Origin of the sequence: Spirillospora sp. CA-142024, assembly GCF_050942325.1 — a bacterium.
Classification (GTDB): Bacteria; Actinomycetota; Actinomycetes; order Streptosporangiales; family Streptosporangiaceae; genus Spirillospora.
On the sequence record NZ_CP192077.1, the window covers coordinates 1,574,989 to 1,596,656 of the forward strand.

The following is a 21,668-nucleotide window of genomic DNA, read 5'->3' on the forward strand; positions in this document are numbered from 1 at the left end:
CGGGGAGCCTACTCGTCGGCGAACGAGCAGTCGGCGGGGTTGTCCGGCGGCTGGAATTCACCGGACGGAAGCGTCAGCGGCGCGTCCTTCACCGTGTATCCCTTCAGCCATTTCCCGAAAGGACCGGAGCTGGCTGTGCTGAACGGCGCCGGGCCGCTCCCCATCTGCTGGCACTGCGGGAACACGACGCCCCACGAGAAGCCCATCCGGTCGTACTTGTGGCCGCGCGGCGACTGGTAGAAGGTCAGGTTCGCGCGTTTCTGGTTCGGCGGGATGCCGTGCTCGTCGTCCTGCCGGATTCCGGACACGACCGCGATCGGGCCGGACGCCATCACGTAGTCGACCTTGATCCAGCCCCAGTGGTGCTTCGACGGCCCGCCGGGCTCGTCCGGGGAGTAATGGTCGAACCGCACCGTTCCGCGTGCGGCTCCCATGACCATCTTGCCGTTGACGAACTTCCACGGCCCGCCGTGCGCGTCCACGACGAACCGCCGGTACGGGTACTCCGAGTCGCCGGGGTACTTCAGCCACGCGTCCCCGGTGACGTGGGCCTCCTTCGGATTCGCGGCCTTGTCCTGGGCCATCGCGCTGCCGGTGCCGACCGCCCCGGCCATCCCCAGCACGGCGAGGCCGGCGACCAGAACACGCCTTTTCCGCGACATGTGGATCCCCTTTTCCGCGGACGCCCTTCGCCCGCCTCCCACACGTTCGCAGCGCCCACCGGGGGCGGCCTTCCCCCACGCGACCGAACCGCCTAGCCCGCAAGGCGGAATGTCAGGTCACTTTCCCCCGGACGTAGACCCACGCGCCGTCATGCCGGACGAACCGGCTCACCTCGTGCAGTTCTCCGGGTTCCGAGCCCGCCAGATAATGGGCGCGGAATTCGACGACGCCCTTGTCGTCGCCGGGGCCGCCGCCCTCCTCACGGACGATCTCCAGCCGCGTCCACCGCGTGCCGTCCTCGAAGCCGATCCGCTCCGGGCGCGTCGCCGGATGCCACGTCCTCAGCAGATACGGCTCGTCCCCGACGGCGAACGCGCTGAACCGCGACCGCATCAGCTCCCCGGCCGTCTCGGCCGCCGCAGCACCCCGGTGCAACCGTCCGCAGCAATCGCGGTACCGAGAGCCGACACCACAAGGACAAGTCTTGGCCACACGGCAATTGTGCCGCGCGGGGCCGCCGCGTCAGGGCTGATACCGGTACCCCATCCCCGGCTCCGTCAGCAGGTGCCGGGGATGGGGCGGGTCGCTTTCGAGCTTCCGCCGCAGCTGCGCCATGTACTGGCGCAGGTAATGCGTCTCGCTCTTGTAGGCCGGGCCCCACACCGTGGTGAGGAGCTGCTGCTGCGCGACGAGCTTGCCGGGGTTGCGGAGCAGGACGTCCAGCAGCCGCCATTCGGTGGGCGTCAGATGCACGCCGCCCGTCACCGTCTTCGCGGCCAGGTCGACCGTGTGCCCGCCCGCCCCGACAGCACGATGATCGGGACCTCCGTCCAGCCGCGCAGCCCGTAGATGACCTCGATGCCCTCCAGATCGGGCAGGCCGAGGTCCAGGACGACGAGGTCGGGACGCCACGAGCCGGCCCGGCGAAGCGCGCCCGTGCCGTCGGCGGCGACGTCCACCTCGTAGCCGCGGGCACGCAGGTTGATCCGCAGCGCCCGGAGCAGCTGGGGTTCGTCATCGACCACGAGCACCCGCGTCATCGGGCTTCCTTCCGCTGGTGGAGGGGCAGGGAAACGATCATCGTGAGTCCGCCGCCCGGGGTGTCCTCGGGGATCAGCTCGCCGCCCATCGCCCCGGTCAGCCCGCGGGTCAGCGCCAGCCCGAGCCCGACGCCCGTGTGGTTGTCGCGGTCGCCGAGCCGCTGGAACGGCAGGAACGCCCGCTCCCGCTCGCGGGGCGGGATGCCCGGGCCGCGGTCGGCGATCCGCTGTCCGCTTCGACCTCGGGCAGGTCGGTGTCCAGCAGCACCGAGACGTCGCCGGCGCCCAGGTCGTCCAGTGCGCGGGGCACCACCTCGTCCAGCGCCAGCGGGCGGGCGGCGATACCGAGGACGCCCGCCTGCAGCCGGCTCATGTCGAGCAGGTTCGCGACCAGCCGGTCGAGCCGGTCGAGGGACTGCCGGGCGGTGTCGAGCAGCTCGGCGCGCTCCTCGTCCGTCCAGGCGATCGAGGTGCTGCTCAGGCTGTCGGTCGCGGCCTTCGCCGACGCCAGCGGGGTGCGCAGGTCGTGGCTGACCGCGTTGAGAAGGGCGGTGCGCATCCGGTCGGCCGCCTCCAGCGGGCGCGCCTTCTCCGCCTCCGCCCGCAGCCGCTGCTGCCGCAGCGCTCCCGCCGCCTGCACCGCGAACGCCTCCAGGACGCGCCGGTCCCCGGCGGGCATCGGACGGCCCCGGATCGCCAGCGTCAGGTCGTCCCCGACCGGGATCTCGGCGTCGCCCTCGCCGGGCGTGGCGCAGGGGCGGCCGCCGACGGTCGCGACGATCCGCCAGCCCTCGTCCGCCGCGGGACGTTCCAGCAATGTGACCGAGGTGAGCCCGAACGTCTCGCGGAGCCGGCGCAGCACCGCGTCCAGCGCGTGCTCACCGCGCATGACGTCGCCGGCCAGCGTGGAAAGCACCTCCGCCTCCGCGCCGAGCCTCGCCGCCTCCCGCGACCTTCGCGCGGCACGGTCCACCACGATGCTGACCCCGACCCCGACCAGGACGAACACCGCCAGCGCGATCAGGTTGTCCTGCTCGGCGATGGTCAGCTCGTGCACCGGCGGCGTGAAGAACCAGTTGAGAAGCAGGAACCCGGCGACCGCCGTGAAAAGCGCGGGCCACATGCCGCCCACCAGCGCGATCGCGACGACCGCTGCCAGGAAGAACAGGATGTCGGACGGCAGCGTGATCGCCGGGCGCGCCGCCAGCAGCCCGTACGTCAGCAGCGGCAGCCCGAACAGGGCGAGCAGGAATCCGCTGAGCCGGCGGCTCACCGACACCCCCTGCTCCCGCCCGGGCCGCGGCACCCCCCGCCGCGCCTGGTCGTGCGTGACCATGTGCACGTCGATCGAGCCGGACCGCGCCGTCGTCGTCACCCCGATGCCCGGGCGCAGCAGCTGCGCGAACCGGCCGCGCCGCGACACCCCGAGGACGAGCTGGGTCGCGTTCACGCCGCGCGCGAAGTCCAGCAGCGCCCGCGGCACGTCGTCGCCGACGACCTGGTGGTAGGTGCCGCCGAGGCCCTCCACGATCTGCCGCTGCCGGGCCAGGTCCTTCGGCCGCGCCCCGGTCAGGCCGTCCCCGTGCGCCACGTGGACGGCGAGCAGGTCCGAGCCCTTCGACCGGGCGGCGATGCGGGTGGCCCGGCGCAGCAGCGTGGCGCCCTCGGGGCCGCCGGTCAGCGCGACGACGATCCGCTCGCGCGCCTCCCACGTCCCGGCGATGCCGTGGTCGGCGCGGTACCGGTCGAGCTGTTCGTCCACCTTGCCGGCCAGCCACAGCAGCGCCAGCTCCCGCAGCGCCGTCAGGTTGCCGACCCGGAAGTAGTTGGACAGCGCCGCGTCGACCTTCTCCGGCCGGTAGACGTTGCCGTGCGCCATCCGCCGGCGCAGCGCCTCCGGCGCCATGTCGACGAGCTCCACCTGGCCGGCGCGGCGGACCACCTCGTCGGGCACCGTCTCCCGCTGCGCGACCCCGGTGATCTGCTCCACGACGTCGTTGACCGACTCCAGATGCTGGATGTTCAGGGTCGAGATGACGTCGATGCCGGCGTCCAGGATGTCGTCGACGTCCTGCCACCGCTTGGCATGCCCGCCGCCGGGGACGTTCGTGTGCGCCAGCTCGTCCACGAGGACGACCGCCGGGGCGCGGGCGATCACCGCGGCCGTGTCCAGCTCGGTGAACTCCGTCTCCCGGTAGGTCAGCCTCCGGCGCGGGACGACCTCCAGCCCGTCCAGCAGCGCCTCGGTACGCGGCCGGTCATGCGTCTCGACATATCCCACGACCACGTCGGTGCCCCGCTCGCACCGCCGCCGCGCCTCCGAGAGCATCGCGTACGTCTTCCCGACACCGGGGGCGGCCCCCAGGTAGACGCGGAGCTGCCCCCTGGCCATGCTCCCCATCCTTCCAGCCCGAGCCTCGCCCATTCGGCGACGGCTCATCGAGACAACCCCGGCCCGGCGGCCGCCGATCCCGTCTTGACGGACTCCATACGCCCGCGCCCTCACCTTTCACGCCTTTCATGTGCGCGGCGAGGACGGCATGGGAGAACGCCCGGCCGGGAGGTCTCGGCCGGGCGTGTCTCACCGTCTCCTCAGAGGTTCGTCGGCCGGTACGCCTTGTACTCGCTGTCGGACAGGCCGTAGTCGCGCGTGCGGTGGTCGGTGCCGTAGTGGCCACGCTGCTCGTACGCCCAGTAGGACGTGTGCTTGCTGTCGGTCCACTTCTCGAAGATGACCACGTGCCGGGTGGTGTTGGTCCCGAGCGCGTCCATCACGAGGTCGCCCTTCTTGAGCTCGGACATCTTGATGCGCTCGGTGTACCTCGATGCCGCCAGCCCGACGGTGTTGAGGCCGGGCTTGGAAAGGCCCAGCGCCATTGACACGAAGCCCGAGCAGTCGGTGCGGTATCCGTTGTGAGTGCTCGTCTGGCTGTAAGGGACCCTCTGGTCGGTGTGCGGGTGCCAGGTCTTGGCCCGGGCTATCACTTTGGAGCGGCTGCTCCCCGAATCATCCGAGGCCTTCGCGTCGGCGCGGCTGTCGCTCGATGCGTGCGCCGCCTTCTTGGAGTGCGTCCGCTTCACGGGAAGCGTCGCCACGGCGGCGGTCACCTTGTCGCCGCCGTCCGAACCGGACGACAGGATCGACGCGTGCGCCGCCGTCGTCGCCGCCACGCCCACGAAGGCGAGGCCCACGAGGGCGCCGGTGGCGCCGGGGTTCAGACGCAGAGGTCTGCGGCTCTTGCTGTGCTTGCCTTTCAAGGGGGACTCCTTCTTCCAAGCCGCCTACCGGGTTAGCTGACGGGTTCGGACGTGGAAGTCGCCCTACGGCCTGGGAGCAGGCCGATTCACCCCGGTGCGGGACTGCCTGGAGTCCGGCACGCTGGGTCCCCGGCTCCGCGCGATGGCGGACTCGGCGTTCGCCGCTGCGATCCGTGGGCGCTGGGCCCGTCCACGGGACCGGTGTCCCGTGCGCGAAAGAGCGGCGCTGATGGGTATGGGTGCGCGGCCGCGTCGGGGCCGCGTTATGGGAACACCTGCGGGCGTGCGCTCAGACCTGCACGCGTGGCGTGCGCATGGACGGCCGGCGGTGCCGGATGAGGCGTTCGTGCCCCGTGGGACACATAACACGGAAGTGCCTGGCGAGCACCTTGATGGGACGACAAGCTACATGGACCACCAAAGGAAGGCAAACTCCCCCAAAATCACGAACCGCCCAGCTCAGCGCGTTGGTGTCCGGCCGGGCGCCGACCGAAGCATGATCGACATTTCCCGCCCGGCGCGGTAATGATCTTGTATAGATCGCCCCAAGGTGATCGTCCGACATCGACGGAGAGGGCATCCGATGGCGATTCCCAGGTCCGCGCACCGGCTTCCGCTGGCGGTGGCCGCGGCAGGCGCGACGACGCTCGGGCTGTTCGCGCCCGCGGCGGCGGCCGACGTCCGGTACGAGCCCGGTTCACCCGGCCTCGGCGACTCCTACTTCCCCGACCTCGGCAACGGCGGGTACGACGTCGAGCGGTACCACCTGAAGACCGCGTACGACCCCGGCACCGACCGGCTCACCGGCACGACGACGATCACGGCCACCGCCACCCAGAACCTGTCCCGGTTCAACCTCGACTTCTACAAGATGATCGTCCGGTCGGTGCGCGTGAACGGCCACAAGGCTTCGTTCGAGCGCACGGGCGAGCGTGAACTGGAGATCACGCCGCGGAGAGGGCTGCGGAAGCTGAGGTCGTTCAGCGTGACCGTCCGGTACGACGGTGTGCCCCGGCCGCTGAGCGGCCCGGTCGTCTTCGACCTGCCGTACGGGTTCCTGGCCACCAAGGACGGCGCCACGGTCATGGGCGAACCCGACGGGGCGTCCACCTGGTTCCCGGCCAACGACCATCCGACCGACAAGGCGCTGTTCACGGTCGAGACGACCGTGCCGCACGGCCTCAAGGCGATCTCCAACGGCCGCCTCCTCCGGCAGCGGACCGCCGGCGGCAAGGACACCTTCCTGTGGCGAGAGGACCGCCCGATGGCGACGTACCTGGTGACCAACTCGATCGGGCGGTTCAACGTCTCCACGACCACGACAGGCACGGGCGTCCCGCAGCTCGACGCGGTCGACCCGGAGGTGGCGTCGGACCCCAACTCGCTCGACACTCCGCGCCACACCACGCGGGTGACCGACGAACTGCCCGGCTACTTCGGCGCCTACCCGTTCACGAGCACCGGGTCCATCGTCGAGAACGACTCCGGCCCGCCGCTGAACCTCGAGAACGCGCTGGAGACCCAGACACGGCCGACCTACCAGAGCCCGCCTGTCGAGAAGGGCGTGGCCCACGAGATCAGCCACCAGTGGTTCGGCGACAGCGTCTCCGTGCGCCGCTGGAAGGACGTCTGGCTGAACGAGGGCTTCGCGAAGTGGGTCGAGTGGTACTGGGCCGAGCGGCACGGCGGCCAGTCCGCGCAGCTCGCCTTCCAGCAGTCCTACGACGACCCGCCGCCCATCCAGCCGGACCGGCCCCCGTTCTGGGACGTCGTGATCGCCGACCCCACCCGCGACCAGATGTTCCACCGCGCGATGTACTTCCGCGGCGCGATGACGCTCCAGGCGCTCCGCCACAAGATCGGTGACGAGCGGTTCCTGCGGCTGGTCCGCACCTGGGTGGCGACCAAGAAGTACGGCAACGCCTCCACCGAGGACTTCGAGGCACTGGCCGAGCAGGTCTCCGGGCAGGACCTCGGCGCGTTCTTCAGGGTCTGGCTCCACACACCGGACAAACCCACCGCCTGGTGAACGCCGGGGTGACCCGGCTTAGAGTCGGGGCATGGACGCGTCCCAGGAGCCCCGCTGGCTGACCGACGAGGAGATGCAGGCCTGGCTGGGACTGGTCAGCGTGGTGATCAGGCTGCCGGCCGCCCTCGACCGGCAGTTGCAGCGAGACGCCGGCATCAGCCACTTCGAGTACCAGGTGCTGTCCGCCCTGTCGATGAGCCGGGAGCGCACGATCCGGATGGGCGACCTCGCCGACCTCGCCGACGGGTCGCTGTCCCGGCTGTCCCACGTGGTCTCGCGGCTGGAGAAACGCGGCTGGGTGCGCCGTACTCCCGATCCGGCCGACGGCCGCTACACCCTGGCCGTCCTCACCGACGACGGCTGGGACAAGGTCGCGGCCACCGCTCCCGGCCACGTCGAGACCGTCCGCGGCCTCGTCATGGACCCCCTCACCAGGGCCCAGATCCGGCAGCTGACCGAGATCGGCCGGCGCATCAGCCATGCCATCGACCCCGACGGCTCCTGCCCCACCCAGCGTTTCAGCTGATCCGGCCGGGCCGCGCCGGACTTGCCCGCCTTGTACCATGTGGTACAAGATCGGTTCATGGTGTTCGTTCCGGGTGCCCCGCGTGCCCGGGCGATTGCGGCTTGGAGTGATGCATGGGCTTGGAGGAGAGCCTGCCCAGCGGCTACCTGCTGACCACGGTCGAGCAGGTCGCGGGGTGGGCGCGCAGCAGTTCGGTGTGGCCGGCGACGTTCGGCCTGGCGTGCTGCGCGATGGAACTCATGGCCACCGGCGATCCCCGCCATGACATGTCGAGATGGGGGATGGAGCGCGCCTCCAGCACCCCCCGGCAGGCCGACCTGATGATCGTGGCGGGCCGGGTGAGCCAGAAGATGGCGCCGGTGCTGCGGCAGATCTACGACCAGATGACCGAGCCGAAGTGGGTCATCGCGATGGGCGTGTGCGCCTCGTCCGGCGGCATGTTCAACAACTACGCGATCGTGCAGGGCGTGGACCACATCGTCCCGGTGGACATCTACCTGCCCGGCTGCCCGCCGCGCCCGGAGATGCTGCTGGACGCGATCCTGAAGCTGCACGACAAGATCAACAACACCAGGCTCGGACCGCAGCGCGCCAAGCAGATCGCCGAACTGGAAGAGGCCGAGCGCCGCCGCCTGCCGCTTCTGGGTCTTCCGGAGGCCTCCGCTTCGCCGTGACCGCGCCCCGCCCAACTCACCCGCGTGCCGGCCTTACCGGTCCGGCCGCGAGGTCGATGAAGGTTTCCAATGCCTCGGTCACGCCCTCGGAGTCGCCGGTCGCAAGGAGGTCGAGCAGAAGTCCGCGGATGACCGCCAGTCCGAGCCGGGCGGTCGGTCGCGCGGTCTCGGGCGGCATGCCGGCCCGGATGTTGAGTTCGGTCAGCTGGGAGAGCCAGGACTGTACGAACTTGTCCGCGACGTCGGGGGAGTAGGAGCGCCCTTGGAGCGCCTGCGCGTACACCTCGAAGAACAGCCGCTCGTGCGGGAACATCGCCGGATCGGTGAGCCGGCTCCACAGCTCTCGCGCAGTGGCCGGAAGGTCCTGGCTCAGGGCGATTTCGTGGAGGACCGCGCGCTGGCGCTCCTCGACCTCCCGCACGATCTCGGCCTGGAGCCCTTCTTTGGACCCGAAGTAGTACACCAGCATGCGGTGGCTGGTGCCGAGGGCGGTCGCGAGGCGGCGCAGGCTGAGGGCACTGACCCCGTTGACGGCCACATGATCCACCGCGGCGTGCAGGAGACGGGCCCGGGTCTCCTCGTAGCTGGCGGCCATTTTCCCCCTCACGTGGACGTGCGCGAGCACCCTATCCCGCGCCCTCCGGCCTGACGCGAACGTGCCGACCCTCGCCTCCGGTTGACGGAGGTGAGGGCAGGTAGGTCACCGCTCCCCGCAGTTGCACATGGGAGGCGCCGGTCCCCCAGCAGCCGGCCGTAGCGCAGGCCGGGCTTGCTGATCTCCGTCGCGCCCTCCTCGACCTTGGTGTGGTCGCCCGCGGCTCCCAGAACCTCGATGATCACCTGACGGCTGGGAGAGGCTCCGGTGAAGGCCCTCACCCAGAACTCGACCTGCTGATACTCGCCTGAGTCGAACAAGTGCACGAACAGCTCCTTCGCGCCCTCGGGGGACTCGCCGAGTGCTCGTACCTTGAGGTAGTCCCAGTCGTAGAGATCGCTACGATGGGCGAGCTCGATCGCCTCCTGCCGCGTCACGCCGTCGAACATGCGCGCGTTGCAGTAGCGGTTCCACACGCCGCGGCGGGCCTGGAAGCGGAAGCCGGCGACGATCCTGAGGACCTCGTGCACCTCTTAGTGGGGTGCGCTCTCGCGGGCCAGGACATAGTCGTAGAGCAAAAGGGGCTCGACCCGGTGGGCGAGGAAGTCGTCCAGGTCCTGGGGCGCTGGAAGCGTCCGACCGCTGCGGGCCCGGGCAAGCGGAGTCGCGGCACCGCACATGGAACGAACTGGAGGGAGACGGCGACGAACGACGGGAGAGCGAATCCGAGCGGTTTCGTCACTCTTCGGATTCCGGCGGCCCGGCCGGCCCGGCGTGAACTTCGACGGTTCGCCCGTCGGGGTCGTCGAGCAGGTGCCGACCGGCTTTCATGGGGGGCGTCATGGTGTGGCCGGTAACGTTGAAGCCGAGCCGGGCGCTTGTGGCGGGGCGTCGCTCGGTGGCGGGGTAGAGCTCTATCACCACCCCGTCGGGCAGCACGGCGGCGTAGTGCTCCGGCCCATTGCCGTGTTGTTCCTTGTGGAACGTCAGACCCAGGCGGGAGTAGAACCGGCGGGACTCCTCCAAGTGATCGGTGTAGAGGACCAGCAACGCCATGGACACGGTGGCGGTCGGGCCAATGCTCATGGAAGCGCCTCCTGGCGATGGCCGATGGGTAGGGACCTCTTAACGCATATCACCGACTCGGATGCCCGAACGTCAGGCTGCGGACGTGGTCAGCCTGGTGCGAACCCAGCCGCCGGCCGCGGCGGCCGGCCACAGGCGGGAGGGTCGGCGTCGGCATAGGCCTGGGTCAGGATGCGCTTGTGCTGGACGGTGTCGCGGTGGTCGAAGCCGTCCACCTCCGGGCTGCGGAAGATGAATGCGGCCACGGCGCGGCCGCGCTGCGCGGCTTCCTGCTCGCCGACGCCGAGGTGATCGGCAGGCTGACCGTCGACCTGGACGACCGCCACGCCACGATGGCCCAGGGCTACTTCGAGCTGCAGGCCGGGCACGGCCTGCTCTGCGCCGATATGGACGTCGCCGAGTCGGCTACGCCTACCAGGCGACGTTCGAGGGGTTCCTGCGCGCCCAGGAGGACGGCGCAACGGCCGACGGCTGGGAGCAGCGGGCCGACCTGCTCGCACGGACCGTGCGGCGGGCCTTCGATAGCGGCGCGGTCCTGCCCGATTCGGTGATGCGGGAGCTGGCGGCCGCTACCGGGTCGCTGTTCACCGAGATGATCGACGCGGACCTCGCGGCGTCCGGCATCAAGGCCGGGTGAAGCGATCTGGAGCGAACGCCGCCGTCGTGCTCAGGGCGACGACCTCGTGGCCGAAGCCGACGACGATCTGCTCGTCCGAGGAGACGGCGACGCCGAAGACCTTCCACGTGAAGTGCAGGTCTCGGCCGACCTGCTCCCTGGTGGCGAGATCCCAGAATCTGACCGTGTGGTCGTCGCCGCCGGTGACGATGAGCCGGCGGCCGCCGATGTCGCCGACGGCCACGGCGTTCACGCCCCACTCGTGGGCGGTGATGGGCGAGCCGGCCTGGGCGCCCGCGGTCAGGTCCCACACCCGGACGGTCCGGTCCGGGCCGGCGGTGACGGCGTGCGGCCGCCCGTCCACCGTCGTCGTGGCGATGGCGTAGACGGACTGGTCGTGGCCGGTCAGAGGCCCGCCCACCGGCCGGCCGGTGGTGAGGTCCCACAGGTACAGCGTGCCGCCCAGCGCGGCGACGACCAGGTGCGGCCGCCCGTTGATCTCCACCGGTGCGGCGATGTCCCAGTACTCGTCGCCGTCCATCGGCGTGCCGACCCGCTCGCGGGTGGTGAGGTCCCAGACGGGCAGGCCGTCGTCGGTGCAGAAGACGGCGTGCGGCCGGCCGTCGATCATCATCGTGGCGGCCGGGCCCAACCCGTTGCCGACGGTGAACGGCTCGCCGGCGGGCCTGCCGGTGGTCAGGTCCCACATCCCGGCCTCGGCGCCGCGGCCCCTGCCTGTGACGAGGTGCTCCCGGCCGCCGAAGCCGATCGTGGAATGTGCGATCTCGGCACCGAGCCCACCGGTCTCCAGGACGATGCCCGGGGCGCCCGTGGCCAGGTCCCAGGTCCGCACGACTCCGCCGGAGTCACCGGAGACGGCGTGCGGGCGCCCGTCGAGCTCGGCCGTCAGCACCGCGTCGACCATCTTCCGGTGGCCGGGCACCGGGCGGCTCTCCGGCGGGAGCGGCCTCAGCTCCCACACGCGGACGGTCCCGTCCGGATGCCCGGTGATCGCGTGCGGACGGCCATCGACGACGGTGCCGCTCACGCAGCCGGCATTGCCGACCGACAGCTTCTCGATCACCTCGTCACGGGTGTCGAAGTCCAGGACGGCGAGCATCCCGTCGCGGTCCAGGACGACGGCGTGGTCCCGCCCGTCGATCTCGACGACGGACACGTCCAGCACCGGTTCGGGCCGGCTGACCAGCGGTGCGCCGACCCGTTCGCCGGTGGTCAGATCCCACAGGAACACCGTTCCGTCGGTGGCGGTGGTGACGGCGTGGGGACGCTCGCCGAGGACGACGGTGGTCACCGTGTTCACCGCCGCGTCATGCCCGCGCGGGCTCGGACGGGCCAGATCGCCGGTGGCCATGTCCCACACCCACACGCTCCCGTCCCGGAAGCCGGCGACCGCGCGCGCCCGGCCGTCGATGACCACGGCGGCCAGCGCGGCGAGCCCTTCGTCATCGGGGCAGTACAGCGCCGAGCCGGTGGTGAGATCCCAGCCCTCGACCATTCCGTCGGTGGAGCCGTCGTCGCTGTAGCTGGCGACGGCGTACACGTGCCCACCGGCCGCCACGGCGGCCAGAGAGGTGTTCCAGTTGAATCTCGCCGTGTACGTCCGCACCTGTCGGCAGGTGGTCAGGTCCCACACCCGCAGGTTCTCGTCGGTGCCGGCGGTGATCGCGTGCGGGCGGCCGTCGATCTCCAGGGTCGTCACGGCGCGCACCCATGTTTCGTCGCCGCATTCCATCGGCTCGCCGACCGGCTCCCCGCTGACCGCGTCCCACAGCCGGGCCGTTCCGCGGCCGCCGTCCTCGCAGTCGCCACCGCTGACGACGTGCGGCCGTCCGCCGATCACGACCGGAGCGACCGCCCCGACCGAATTCGGACCGGTATCGATCGTCACGCGCAAGCGGGGCTCGACGAGGGCTCCCGTCGCCCAGTCCACCGTCCACTCGGCGTCCGGCTCGTCCGGTACGGGCGTCGCGATGATCTGGGCGGACAACGCCCGGTCTCCGAACCGCGCCGCGTCCAGCGCGAGGATCTGCCGCCGCTCCCACGGGCCCATGTCGCGGTGCACGTGATGCGATATCCGGTGGATCGCCGCCATCGTGCCCGGTGCTCGGTCCAGCGCCTCGAGAACCTTCGGGCGGTCCCCGTTGATCATGGCGTCGACGGAAACGGCGTCGTTGTCGTCCATCATGATCGGCAACCTAGTGGCAGGCACCGTCACAACGCGGACGCATGATCGATCTTCACCGTTGCGCGGGGCCGCGGTCGCCACGGCGATCACGGCCCCGATGCCGGAGACCGCGCCCGTGCGCCGGTCGTCTCCCGCCGATCAGTGGGCGCGGCTCCGGTGGTCGCTCAGCCGGCCATCCGCCGCCGCAGGTAGTCCTTGCCCTGCTCGGCGCCCTTGCGGCTCTCGGCCTGGGCACGGCGGAACAGATCGGCCAGTTCGGTGTCACCGGCGCGCTCGGCGTCGGCGATGAAGGTCTCCATCCGCAGCGCGTTGCTCAGGCACTGCTCGACGAACCAGACGAGGTTGTAGTCCTTGTCCATCGTGCCGGTGATGCCGCCGGTCTCCTGCGTTGCGCTCACGTGTTTCGCCTCCCCTCCATGGTGTCGGCCGTCCCCTACCCGGCACGTCGGCCGCCATGCCCGAACCCGTTCGCCACATGGAAAGGCGCGTCGGTAGGGTCGCGCCATGATGATCTTCGGCCCGGCGCTCGACGTTCGTCCGCTGTTCCCGCGTGAACGGCGCGCGATGCTCGAACTGCTCGGAGCCCTGGATCCCGCAGACTGGGCCGCGCCGACGGTGTGCCCCGGATGGGACGTGCACGATGTCGTCGGCCACGTCCTCAACGACTACATGCGGCGCCTGTCGGGCAGCCGCGACGGGCACGGCGGCGCGGTGTTCGCCGACGATGAGACGCTTCCCGCATACCTGGCCCGCACCAACGAGGAGTTCGTGCGGGCGTCCCGGCAGCTCAGCCCGCAACTGATGATCGAACTGCTGGATCACCTGGGACCGCGGCTGGACGCCGTGTGGGCGGGACGAGACCTCCAGGCCCCCGCCGACCTGAACGTCTCCTGGGCCGCGACCGACCTCGACAGCCCCGCCTGGCCCGACATCGGCCGCGACTACACCGAGTTCTGGGTCCACCAGCAGCAGGTGCGCGACGCCGTCGCCGTCTCAGGCGCCACCGAGCCCGATCTCATGGCTCCGGTGCTGGACCTCTTCGCACGCGCCCTGCCGCACGCCTTGCGGACCCACGACCGGCCGGAGGGGAGCACGGCTCACCTGGAGGTGCTGGGCCCGGCGGGCGGACGATGGGCCGCGATCCGGCAGGACGGACGATGGCGGATGGCCGAGCCCCAAGGGGAGCCGACCGCCCGCGTCTCGATGGACCAGGACACCTTCTGGCGGCTCGCGACCAGAGGGATCACCGTGGAGCAGGCCCGCAAGCGCTCGACGGCCGCCGGTGACCCGGAGCTCACCGGCGCCATCACGGCCCTGCTCGCGGTCGTCGCCTAGCCCGGCACCGCACGCCCGACCCTGGGACAAAGGCCGATCGCGTCAACGATGGCGGCGAGGACCGGCCGCGGTCGGGGTGAAGCGGACGGGCAGCGCCGTCAGGGCGCGGTGGAACGGGCCGGGCCGCCAGGTCGCCTCGCCGCCCGGGAACGCCGGCGTCAGGCCGGGCAGTCCGTCGAGGAGCTTTTCGATGGCGGCCGTCGCGATGAGGAGCGCGGGCCGCTTCGCGGGGCACAGGTGCGAGCCGGCGCCCCAGGCGAGGTGGGCCCGGTTGCCCACCCGCGCGTCCGCCATGGAGTGCGGGTCGGTGTTGGCGGCGGAGAAGCCGATCACCACCGGCTGGTGCGCCGGCAGGACCGTCCCGCGGAACTCCACATCCCGTCGGGGATAGGTGAAGCCGAAGTTCGCGATGGGCGGGTCGGTCCACAGCAGTTCGTCCAGCGCGTCCTCGATGAGCAGGTTGCCGCCCCAGACGTCGTCGGCCATCTTCTCGCTGGTCAGCAGCAGGTGGACTCCGTTGGCGATGAGGTTCTGCTCCGGTTCGGCCCCGGCGCCCATGAGGAGGAGCACCTGGTGCAGCGCCTCCTCGTCCGACAGCCCGACCGGATCGGCCAGCATCCGGGAGGTCAGGTCCTGCCCCGGCAGGCGTCGTTTCAACGCGATCAGCTCGGCGACGCCCTGGGTGAGCTCGGCGTTCGCCTTCTCGGCGTCGACACCGTCGAAGATGCCCTTGAACCCGCGGGCCAGCCGCTCGCTGAGGGCGGGCGGGCAGCCGAGGAGCCGGGTGAACAGCAGCAGCGGCAGCGGCCGCGCGAAGTCGGCGAGCAGGTCGGCCTCGCCCGCGGCGCTGAATCCGGCGATGAGCTCCTCGGCGATGTCGCCCACCTGCTCGCGCAGCGAGGACGAGTCGATGTGGTCCAGCGCGTGCGTGACCGCCCGCCGCAGCCGCGTGTGCAGCGGATCGTCGGTGTACATGCAGTTCGGCCGGTACATCATCAGCGGCAGCACCGGGCAGTCATGCGGGACGTCCTGCTGCCACTCCCGCGGGTCCTTGGGGAAGGTCATCGGATCGCGCAGCACCTGGAGCGCGGCCTCGTAACCGACGATGAGGGTCGCCGGAACGCCGGGGGCCAGCTCGACCGGCACGGCCTCGCCGTACTCCCGCAGCCGCGCGTACGTCCGCGCGGGGTCCGCGGCGAACGCCTGGTCGTACAGACGCACACGCTCGGGGTACGGCGGAAGGTGTCCGGCTCCGCCTGGGACGGTGTCCATGGTGGTTCCTTCGGGTGGTCGGATCGGCGTGCTCAGGGATGCTCGGCCGTGCGCCCCCGGTCGGCGCGCATGGCGCGAAGCAGGAGACCGGGCCGGATCAGGGTGTTCGGGTGGGCGCGCATGTGCGTGACCTGGAGGAAGCGGTGGTTGATCTCCGCGTCGGTCACCGAGGCCCGCAGGATCAGGTCGCTGATGCGGTGCGCGACCCGGAAGCCGCGCGGATAGGGGCCGGTGACGTGCGGCAGCGCGAGGTCGTTGGTCGTCGACGTCTGCCAGGCGGCGTCGACGACCAGCCGCACGCGGGCGAAGTAGTCGCGCGCCGGCTCGGCGAGCGACGGCGCCGACCGCAGGTAGGCCGACAGGCAGGAGGCGTGGAGCGCGGCCGACGACATGCCCTGGCCGTACACGGGATTGAACGAGGCGACCGCGTCGCCCACCGCGACGAGACCGGCCGGCAGCCGCCGCACCGCGTGGAAGTCACGCCGCCGGGAGTCGGCCTGCCGGTAGGTCACGACCGGTCCGATCATCGGGGACCCCTCGGCGACCCACCCGAAGAAGGGCGGGAGCCGCCGGCAGCGCGCGCGGAACTCCTCCGGGTCCCGCGTCGGCCGGTCGTCGGCGAATCCGGACAGCAGGATGGACCAGCGGCCGTCCTCGACCGCGGTCAGCACGCAGACCCCCGGGCGGCGTCCCGCGCCCGGCTGGACGACCGACTGGACGGTGGAGACGCCGAGCGGGGCGCCGTCGCGCCGGAAGCTCGCGGTGGCGTAGCCGAGGTCGATGCCGACCCGCCGCATCGGCGGCCGGGGCCGGCCGGCCTCTTCGAGCCAGTCGCCGAGCCGGCTCGACCGGCCCATCGCGTCGACGACGAGTTCGGCGGGCAACTCGGCGATCGCGTCGGCCGGATCGCCCTCGGCGGTGTACCGCACGCCGGTGACCCGGTCCGTCGCGAACGTCAGGCCGCGGGCCCGGGCCCGGATCAGCCGGACGTTGCGGAGGGCGAGCGTCCTGGCCCGTACCCTGCTCTCCAGGAACGGCCGGCTGGCGCTGACGATCTCGTCGGCGACCGGCACCTTGAGGGTGCCGTCGACGTACATGTGGATGGCGTCGTCCTTCGACAGCACCGCACCGTCGGCGAGCAGGCCTTCGGAGAACCCGGGGAACCAGCGGTCGAGCTGGACCCTCCCGCCGTGCAGCAGGACGTGCACCTGCGCGCCCTGCGGCACTCCCGGCCTGGCCCCATGCGCGTCCGGGTCATCGCGTTCCAGGACGATCACCTCGTCGGCGTGGTCACTGAGGACCCGGGCCGCGAGCAGGCCGGCGATGCTGCCGCCCAGCACGACGGCACGCCGCATCACGATCCTCGTGCCGACCGGCGGCCACGCGACTCCGAGTTCACGGAAACGGCGGACCGGTCTCCTGCTCATGTGCGTTCGTTCTCCAATGCTTCGGCTCGTCGTGGTGGATGTCAGGCTGGGACGGCGGCCGGGTCCGGCTTTCGGGCGACGCCGCCGAGTTGCCAGACGCGTTCGGCCACCCGGGGCGGCACCGCGACGTCCGGCCGCCAGGACGACACCCAGGTCAGACCCGGCTCGGCGAAGGTGAAGTCGCCGAAGAAGCCCGCGATGCGCTCGCGTTCGCGCGCCGTGGCCGAGGGCACGACGGACCGGTAGACGTCCATGACGCCCTCGACCTGCCGGGGGCGCGCCTCCGGGCATGCGTGGGAGAGCACGAGGTGACCGCCCGGAGGGAGCGCGTCGCGGATCCTCCGCATGACCTCCTCCGGGCGGTCGGCGTCGGACAGGAACTGCAGGACCGGGGTGAGCAGTACCGCGACCGGTTCGTCCAGGTCGATGAGCCGGGTGAACTCCGGGTGGCCCAGGATCGCGCCGGGGTCGCGCAGGTCGGCGTGGACGACCCCGATGCGGTCGTTCTCGGCGAGCAGCGCCTGACCGTGGGCCACGACGATCGGATCGTTGTCCACATAGAGCACCCGGGCGCTCGCGTCGTGGCCCTGGGCGATGTCATGGGCGTTCTCGGCGGCCGGCAGGCCGGTCCCGATGTCGACGAACTGCGTGACGCCGCACTCACGGACCAGGTACCGGACGGCTCTGCGGGAGAACCGGCGGTTCTCGACGACGACCTGCTGGATCAGGGGATCGGCGGCGACCGCCTCTCTCGCCCGTTCGCGGTCCGCCCGGAAGTTGTCCTTGCCGCCCAGCAGGCAGTCGACGACGCGGGCGATGGACGGGGCCGCCAACGTCATCGTGGGCCCGGGATCGCGGATCGGCTCGCCGTCGCGCCGCAGCGGTGCCTCGCTCATCGACCGCCACCGTGATCCGGCTCGGCTCCGCGGGCGGCGGATTCTCGGGGCCCCGCCGGTGCCTCATGCATACGGAAATGGTGGGGCCGCAGGGTTCCCCGGCTCATCCGTAGACTTACGGAGCCCGGTACGGAATCACCCCTACGGGGCCGACTCCGCCACCGGACGGCACCGGATTCACTACGATCTCGGATCGTTCGGCATCCCCGCTTCCGCGGCGGGGGGCGAGGACAGGCGGAGCGGGTGACGGAACGCATGGCGGACGGCTGGCGCGGCGGCTACGTTCCGGCCGAGCTCAACGGTTTCATCGGCCGCCGGGAGCTGCTCACCTCGGCGAAAGCGCGGCTGGCCGACCCGGGTGTACGGCTGCTGTCACTGACCGGCGCCGGCGGAACGGGCAAGACCCGGCTCGCGATGCGGCTGGCGAGCGAGGCACGCCGCGCCCATCCCGACGGAGTGTGGTGGGTCGACCTCGCCTCCCACACCGACCCGGCCTCGGCCGGGCGGGTCATCCTGGACGCGCTGCCCATCGACGACCTGTCGGCGCGGGAGTCCGGCGACGTCCTGGTCGCGGCGCTGAGCGGCCGGGCGGCCCTGCTCGTGCTCGACAACTGCGAGCACCTCGTCCGGACGCTGGCTCCCCTGGTGGTCCGTCTCCTGCGCGGCTGCCCCGAACTGCGGATCATCGCGACCAGCAGGGTGCCGTTGCGCTGTGCGGGTGAACATCTGATCGACGTTCCGCCGCTGAGCGTCCCGGCCGCGCCCGAACGCGCCGTCGTGACCGAGTACGAGGCCGTACGGCTGTTCGCGGCGCGCGCCTCCGCCGCGCGCGCGGACTTCGCGATCACGCCGCAGAACGCGGCCGACGCCGCGCGCCTGGTCGGGATGCTGGACGGCATCCCGCTCGCCATCGAACTCGCGGCGCCGCTCGTACGCGTGATGTCGGTCGCGGAGATCGTGTCGATGCTGTCGGACTTCCGGCTGCGGACGCTCACGGAGGACGTGCACGCCCCGGCCCGTCACCGGACCCTCTGGGACAGCTTCGAGTGGAGCCACCGGCTGTGCTCGCCGGCCGAGCGGCTGCTGTGGGCCCGGCTGGCGGTGTTCGCGGGCGGCTTCACGATGGACGCGGCCGCGGCCGTCGCCGCGGACGGCGAGCTCGACGCCGGCCAGGTGCCGATGCTCCTCGGCGAGCTGGCCGCCAAGAGCATCGTCGTCCCCGACACCGATTCCATTCCGACGCGGTACACCATGCTCGCGACCGTGCGGGAGTACGGGCTGGCCCGCCTCGGCTCGCGCGCCGGAGACCGGCCGGCACCGGAGGGGCACGGGCGCACGCCGCCGTCGGGCGACGAGACGGCCGCGCACCGCCGGCTCAGCGCGTACCTTCTCGACCGCGCCGAATGGTGCAGCCGGCACTGGTACGGGCCGGACGAGACCCGGTACCTGTGGGAGGCATGCCAGGACCTGCCGAATCACCGGGCCGTCCTGGACCGGTGCGCCACCGCGTCGACGCCGGAGGACGCGGAGGACGGCGCCCGGCTCGCCTCCGCGCTGACCGCCATGCGGCTGTGGTTCTTCGGCGGGACGCTGGGCGAGGGCATGCGGACCCTGCTGCGGGCCGAGGAGGCCCTGGCCGGCGACCCGGCGGCCGCACCGCTCCGGCTGACGGTGCTCGCGCAGGCGGGCTGGATCGCGCTGTGCCTGGGCGACGAGGTCAACGCCGAGATCTTGGCGCGCCGCTGTCGCGACCTGGCGCCGGCGGTGTCCGGAGACGGCGAGGCGGCGTTCGCGCTGGCCGTTCACCGCTTCTTCACCGCCACGACGGCCCTGTTCGTCCACGGCGACCCCGATGCGCTCGCGCTGTGGGCCGCCGTACGCGACGAGCTGGCCGCGATGAACGACACACGTGTGCTGCCGATGGCCGAGATGCTCCACGCCATCGCCGCCGCGTTCACCGCGCCCGCGCGGGACGCCCTCGCCATCACCGACCGGCACCTCGCCGACGCCGGCTCCCACGGCGCGGGCTGGGCCGCCGCTTGGGCCCAATGGGCCCGTGCCGTGGCCGAGCTCCGGCACGGCGACCCCGCGTACGCCGTCACGATGTTCCGGTCCGCGCTGCGCGCCCAGTGGGACATCGGCGAACGGTGGGGGTCGGTCTGGTGCGTGGAGTCGCTCGCGTGGTGCGCGGTGGCCCGCGGTCATCACGAGGAGGCCGCCCTGCTCCTCGGCGCCGCGCGGAACATGCAGCGGGCCCTCGGCGTGGCCATCCACCGGCTGCGTCCCTGGGCGGAGGCCCATGCGGCCTGCGCCGAACAGGCGCGGTCGGCCCTCGGTGACGCGTACGACGTGACCGAGAGCTACGGCGCGGAGATGGAACTCGACGCCGCGATCGACCTGGCGCTGAGCCAGTCGTCCAGTCCGCGGGCCGACGTTCCCGCCCGGCCACGGCCGGTGAACCGGCTGCTCACCGACAAGCAGCACGCCGTGGCCGAGCTGATCGCCCAAGGGAAGACGGACAAGCAGATCGCCTCGGTGTTGTTCCTCAGTCCCCGTACCGTCCAGTCGCACGTGAGCGCGGCCCTCCGCAAACTGGGGTTCACCAGCCGGGCCGAGATCGCGGCATGGGTGGCCGAGCAGAACGGCACGACAACGGCCGCCTCGTCCTACGGGACGGCGGAAGATGATCGAGCGGAGAGGAGAAGGTACTGGACCAGAGACCGAAGCACCCCTCTTGCGGAATGAGTGTCTCGTGCGTCGCACGACACGATCGGTACACGCTGGTCGAGCCCTAGAGCGACACGCACCTCCTCTGGCGCATAGCGAAACCCGCCGTCGAACTCGTTCACTGCGACCAGAAAGTAAATACCCCGGCTCTCGAAGAAGTCGAGGACCGAGAAACTGTCGGCCAGGCGTCCCGCGTCGGCCACGACGATGGCGCCCAGTGCTCCGGCGGACAGTTCGTCCCACATGAACCAGAAGCGTTCCTGTCCGGGTGTGCCGAACAGGTAGAGCACGATGTTCTGCTGGGGAAGGGTTATCCGGCCGAAGTCGAAGGCCACGGTGGTCGTGGACTTGTCCGCCGTCCCGCCGAGATCGTCGATCCCCACACTGGCCGTGGTGATGACCTCTTCCGTGTCAAGCGGGTCGATCTCGCTCGCCGCACCGACGAAGGTGGTCTTTCCGGCACCGAAACCGCCCGCGATCAGAATCTTGACCGGGGTGGAAGATATCTCAGAGTCGTTGTAGACCATCGAGCAATGCCTCCAGTAGGGCACGGTCTTCGGCGCCGGACAGTGGGGACGAGACCCGGGTCGCCATGGCCCCGCGGTCAAGGAGATCCGCGATGAGAACCTTGGTGACGGCCAGGGGGAGGCGTATGTGCGCGGCCACTTCGGTGACGGATATCGGGGTATGGCAGAGTTCCAGCACCCTGACGTGCTCCGGGTCCATCTCCGGGGTGGGGTCGCCGGTGGCGACCACCAGGGAGAGCATGTCCAGGCGCACGGTTGCATGAGTGCGGCCCTCGTTGACCGTGTACGGACGGATCAGCGGGCCGGCGTCGTCGTCGAGCCAGATTTCCTCGTCACCGGCTGCCATTTCGACGGCTTTCGTTGCCTGGGGCGGAGAACGACGGGCGCACCGCCGTTTCCAGGAAGGGCTGGACCGCCTTGATCAACCGGGCCATCTCCATTCCGACGATGGCCGGGTCGGCCTCGGCCCTGGCCAGGACGGCGAGAACCGAGTTGAAGCCGGCCCAGGAGATGAACAGCTGACTGGACTCCAGTTCGGCCACGACCTGGCGGACCTTGTTGCCCCCGTCGAGTTTCGTGCCGGCGGACCGCGCCATGGAGAAGAGCCCGGAGGCGAGTGCGGCGAGATATTCCGAGTTGGCGCGGTCAAGGCCGTAGGCGGCCTTCGTGATCCCGTCGGAGGACAACAGCACGCTTCCCCTGATGAGGGGGACCTCCTGGGACAGACCTTGCAGCAGCCAGGCGAGATCTGAGGCCTGGTTGGGAGAAACGGCGTTCAAAGGATGCTCCTA

The 21,668-nt window shown here is 71.2% G+C and carries 21 protein-coding genes, 2 pseudogenes and 1 riboswitch; of the genes and pseudogenes, 6 read left to right on the top strand and 17 right to left on the bottom strand.

From position 1 onward, the window contains the following. Nucleotides 1-8: 8 nt before the first annotated feature. The 5 genes and pseudogenes from ACQPZP_RS07710 to ACQPZP_RS07730 all read right to left on the bottom strand — a co-directional run bounded on the left by ACQPZP_RS07710 (nucleotide 9) and on the right by ACQPZP_RS07730 (nucleotide 4,961). Nucleotides 9-662, bottom strand: a complete 654-nt coding sequence (locus ACQPZP_RS07710) for a hypothetical protein (protein ID WP_433476942.1) — start codon at nucleotides 660-662, stop codon at nucleotides 9-11. A 112-nt stretch (nucleotides 663-774) separates the two neighbouring features. Continuing rightward, complete coding sequence (locus ACQPZP_RS07715) at nucleotides 775-1,155, bottom strand: YchJ family protein (RefSeq protein ID WP_433476943.1); 381 nt, start codon at nucleotides 1,153-1,155, stop codon at nucleotides 775-777. Between the two features lie 30 nt (nucleotides 1,156-1,185). Continuing rightward, nucleotides 1,186-1,703: pseudogene (locus ACQPZP_RS07720) on the bottom strand (winged helix-turn-helix domain-containing protein). Further along, nucleotides 1,700-4,095: pseudogene (locus ACQPZP_RS07725) on the bottom strand (DUF4118 domain-containing protein). The pseudogenes ACQPZP_RS07720 and ACQPZP_RS07725 overlap by 4 nt, the downstream one beginning before the upstream one ends. Before the next feature lie 200 nt (nucleotides 4,096-4,295). Next, on the bottom strand, nucleotides 4,296-4,961 hold the full coding sequence (locus ACQPZP_RS07730; protein ID WP_433476944.1) for an NlpC/P60 family protein: 666 nt from the start codon (nucleotides 4,959-4,961) through the stop codon (nucleotides 4,296-4,298). Between the two features lie 5 nt (nucleotides 4,962-4,966). Next, nucleotides 4,967-5,128: riboswitch (cyclic di-AMP (ydaO/yuaA leader) on the bottom strand. 416 nt (nucleotides 5,129-5,544) lie between these two features. On the opposite strand from ACQPZP_RS07730, the gene ACQPZP_RS07735 reads away from it, so the two are divergent. The 3 genes from ACQPZP_RS07735 (at nucleotide 5,545) to ACQPZP_RS07745 (ending at nucleotide 8,190) form a co-directional block, all read left to right on the top strand. Then, nucleotides 5,545-6,990 (top strand): M1 family metallopeptidase, encoded by a 1,446-nt coding sequence (locus ACQPZP_RS07735; protein ID WP_433476945.1) that lies wholly within the window; start codon nucleotides 5,545-5,547, stop codon nucleotides 6,988-6,990. Between the two features lie 31 nt (nucleotides 6,991-7,021). Further along, nucleotides 7,022-7,516, top strand: a complete 495-nt coding sequence (locus ACQPZP_RS07740) for a MarR family winged helix-turn-helix transcriptional regulator (RefSeq protein ID WP_433476946.1) — start codon at nucleotides 7,022-7,024, stop codon at nucleotides 7,514-7,516. 113 nt (nucleotides 7,517-7,629) lie between these two features. Beyond that, nucleotides 7,630-8,190 (top strand): NuoB/complex I 20 kDa subunit family protein, encoded by a 561-nt coding sequence (locus tag ACQPZP_RS07745; protein ID WP_433476947.1) that lies wholly within the window; start codon nucleotides 7,630-7,632, stop codon nucleotides 8,188-8,190. A gap of 16 nt (nucleotides 8,191-8,206) precedes the next feature. Here the strand turns inward: ACQPZP_RS07745 and ACQPZP_RS07750 are convergent, their stop codons facing one another. From ACQPZP_RS07750 to ACQPZP_RS07765, 4 genes are all read right to left on the bottom strand, one after another. Next, nucleotides 8,207-8,785, bottom strand: coding sequence for a TetR/AcrR family transcriptional regulator (locus ACQPZP_RS07750; RefSeq protein WP_433476948.1), 579 nt, complete (start codon nucleotides 8,783-8,785; stop codon nucleotides 8,207-8,209). 8 nt (nucleotides 8,786-8,793) lie between these two features. After that, a complete protein-coding gene (locus ACQPZP_RS07755) occupies nucleotides 8,794-9,315 on the bottom strand; it encodes a hypothetical protein (RefSeq protein WP_433476949.1) in 522 nt (173 codons plus the stop codon). A 208-nt stretch (nucleotides 9,316-9,523) separates the two neighbouring features. Beyond that, on the bottom strand, nucleotides 9,524-9,871 hold the full coding sequence (locus ACQPZP_RS07760) for a VOC family protein (protein WP_433476950.1): 348 nt from the start codon (nucleotides 9,869-9,871) through the stop codon (nucleotides 9,524-9,526). Nucleotides 9,872-9,960: 89 nt separating this feature from the next. Further along, nucleotides 9,961-10,239 (bottom strand): hypothetical protein, encoded by a 279-nt coding sequence (locus ACQPZP_RS07765; protein ID WP_433476951.1) that lies wholly within the window; start codon nucleotides 10,237-10,239, stop codon nucleotides 9,961-9,963. Between the two features lie 137 nt (nucleotides 10,240-10,376). On the opposite strand from ACQPZP_RS07765, the gene ACQPZP_RS07770 reads away from it, so the two are divergent. Next, entirely contained in the window at nucleotides 10,377-10,508 is a 132-nt protein-coding gene (locus ACQPZP_RS07770; RefSeq protein WP_433476952.1) for a hypothetical protein, read from the top strand. Here ACQPZP_RS07770 and ACQPZP_RS07775 read toward each other — a convergent pair. Together ACQPZP_RS07775 and ACQPZP_RS07780 are read right to left on the bottom strand one after the other, a co-directional pair. Continuing rightward, nucleotides 10,495-12,693: a WD40 repeat domain-containing protein gene (locus ACQPZP_RS07775; RefSeq protein WP_433476953.1), complete on the bottom strand. Its 2,199-nt coding sequence runs from the start codon at nucleotides 12,691-12,693 to the stop codon at nucleotides 10,495-10,497. The genes ACQPZP_RS07770 and ACQPZP_RS07775 overlap by 14 nt on opposite strands. A 164-nt stretch (nucleotides 12,694-12,857) precedes the next feature. Next, a complete protein-coding gene (locus ACQPZP_RS07780) occupies nucleotides 12,858-13,091 on the bottom strand; it encodes a hypothetical protein (protein WP_433476954.1) in 234 nt (77 codons plus the stop codon). Nucleotides 13,092-13,197: 106 nt separating this feature from the next. Here ACQPZP_RS07780 and ACQPZP_RS07785 point away from each other — a divergent pair, with 106 nt between their 5' ends. Further along, a complete protein-coding gene (locus ACQPZP_RS07785; protein ID WP_433476955.1) occupies nucleotides 13,198-14,028 on the top strand; it encodes a maleylpyruvate isomerase family mycothiol-dependent enzyme in 831 nt (276 codons plus the stop codon). Nucleotides 14,029-14,070: 42 nt separating this feature from the next. Here the strand turns inward: ACQPZP_RS07785 and ACQPZP_RS07790 are convergent, their stop codons facing one another. Genes ACQPZP_RS07790 through ACQPZP_RS07800 form a run of 3 tightly spaced genes read right to left on the bottom strand, consistent with a single transcriptional unit; the run spans nucleotide 14,071 to nucleotide 17,623 of the window. Continuing rightward, nucleotides 14,071-15,300 carry a cytochrome P450 gene (locus ACQPZP_RS07790; RefSeq protein WP_433476956.1) on the bottom strand — a complete coding sequence of 410 codons (1,230 nt, stop codon included), beginning with the start codon at nucleotides 15,298-15,300 and terminating at the stop codon, nucleotides 14,071-14,073. 32 nt (nucleotides 15,301-15,332) lie between these two features. Continuing rightward, complete coding sequence (locus tag ACQPZP_RS07795; RefSeq protein WP_433476957.1) at nucleotides 15,333-16,727, bottom strand: FAD-dependent oxidoreductase; 1,395 nt, start codon at nucleotides 16,725-16,727, stop codon at nucleotides 15,333-15,335. 41 nt (nucleotides 16,728-16,768) lie between these two features. After that, nucleotides 16,769-17,623 carry an SAM-dependent methyltransferase gene (locus tag ACQPZP_RS07800; RefSeq protein ID WP_433476958.1) on the bottom strand — a complete coding sequence of 285 codons (855 nt, stop codon included), beginning with the start codon at nucleotides 17,621-17,623 and terminating at the stop codon, nucleotides 16,769-16,771. A gap of 243 nt (nucleotides 17,624-17,866) precedes the next feature. Between ACQPZP_RS07800 and ACQPZP_RS07805 the strand changes: the two genes are divergently transcribed. Further along, nucleotides 17,867-20,368, top strand: a complete 2,502-nt coding sequence (locus ACQPZP_RS07805; RefSeq protein ID WP_433476959.1) for an ATP-binding protein — start codon at nucleotides 17,867-17,869, stop codon at nucleotides 20,366-20,368. On the opposite strand, the gene ACQPZP_RS07810 is transcribed toward ACQPZP_RS07805, so the two are convergent. Genes ACQPZP_RS07810 through ACQPZP_RS07820 form a run of 3 tightly spaced genes read right to left on the bottom strand, consistent with a single transcriptional unit; the run spans nucleotide 20,290 to nucleotide 21,656 of the window. Then, nucleotides 20,290-20,877, bottom strand: coding sequence for a GTP-binding protein (locus tag ACQPZP_RS07810; protein ID WP_433476960.1), 588 nt, complete (start codon nucleotides 20,875-20,877; stop codon nucleotides 20,290-20,292). The two genes, ACQPZP_RS07805 and ACQPZP_RS07810, sit on opposite strands and share 79 nt — an antisense overlap. Beyond that, a complete protein-coding gene (locus ACQPZP_RS07815) occupies nucleotides 20,858-21,223 on the bottom strand; it encodes a DUF742 domain-containing protein (RefSeq protein WP_433476961.1) in 366 nt (121 codons plus the stop codon). Before ACQPZP_RS07815 ends, ACQPZP_RS07810 begins: the two co-directional genes overlap by 20 nt. Continuing rightward, nucleotides 21,210-21,656, bottom strand: coding sequence for a roadblock/LC7 domain-containing protein (locus ACQPZP_RS07820; RefSeq protein WP_433476962.1), 447 nt, complete (start codon nucleotides 21,654-21,656; stop codon nucleotides 21,210-21,212). The genes ACQPZP_RS07815 and ACQPZP_RS07820 overlap by 14 nt, the downstream gene beginning before the upstream one ends. Nucleotides 21,657-21,668 lie beyond the last annotated feature (12 nt).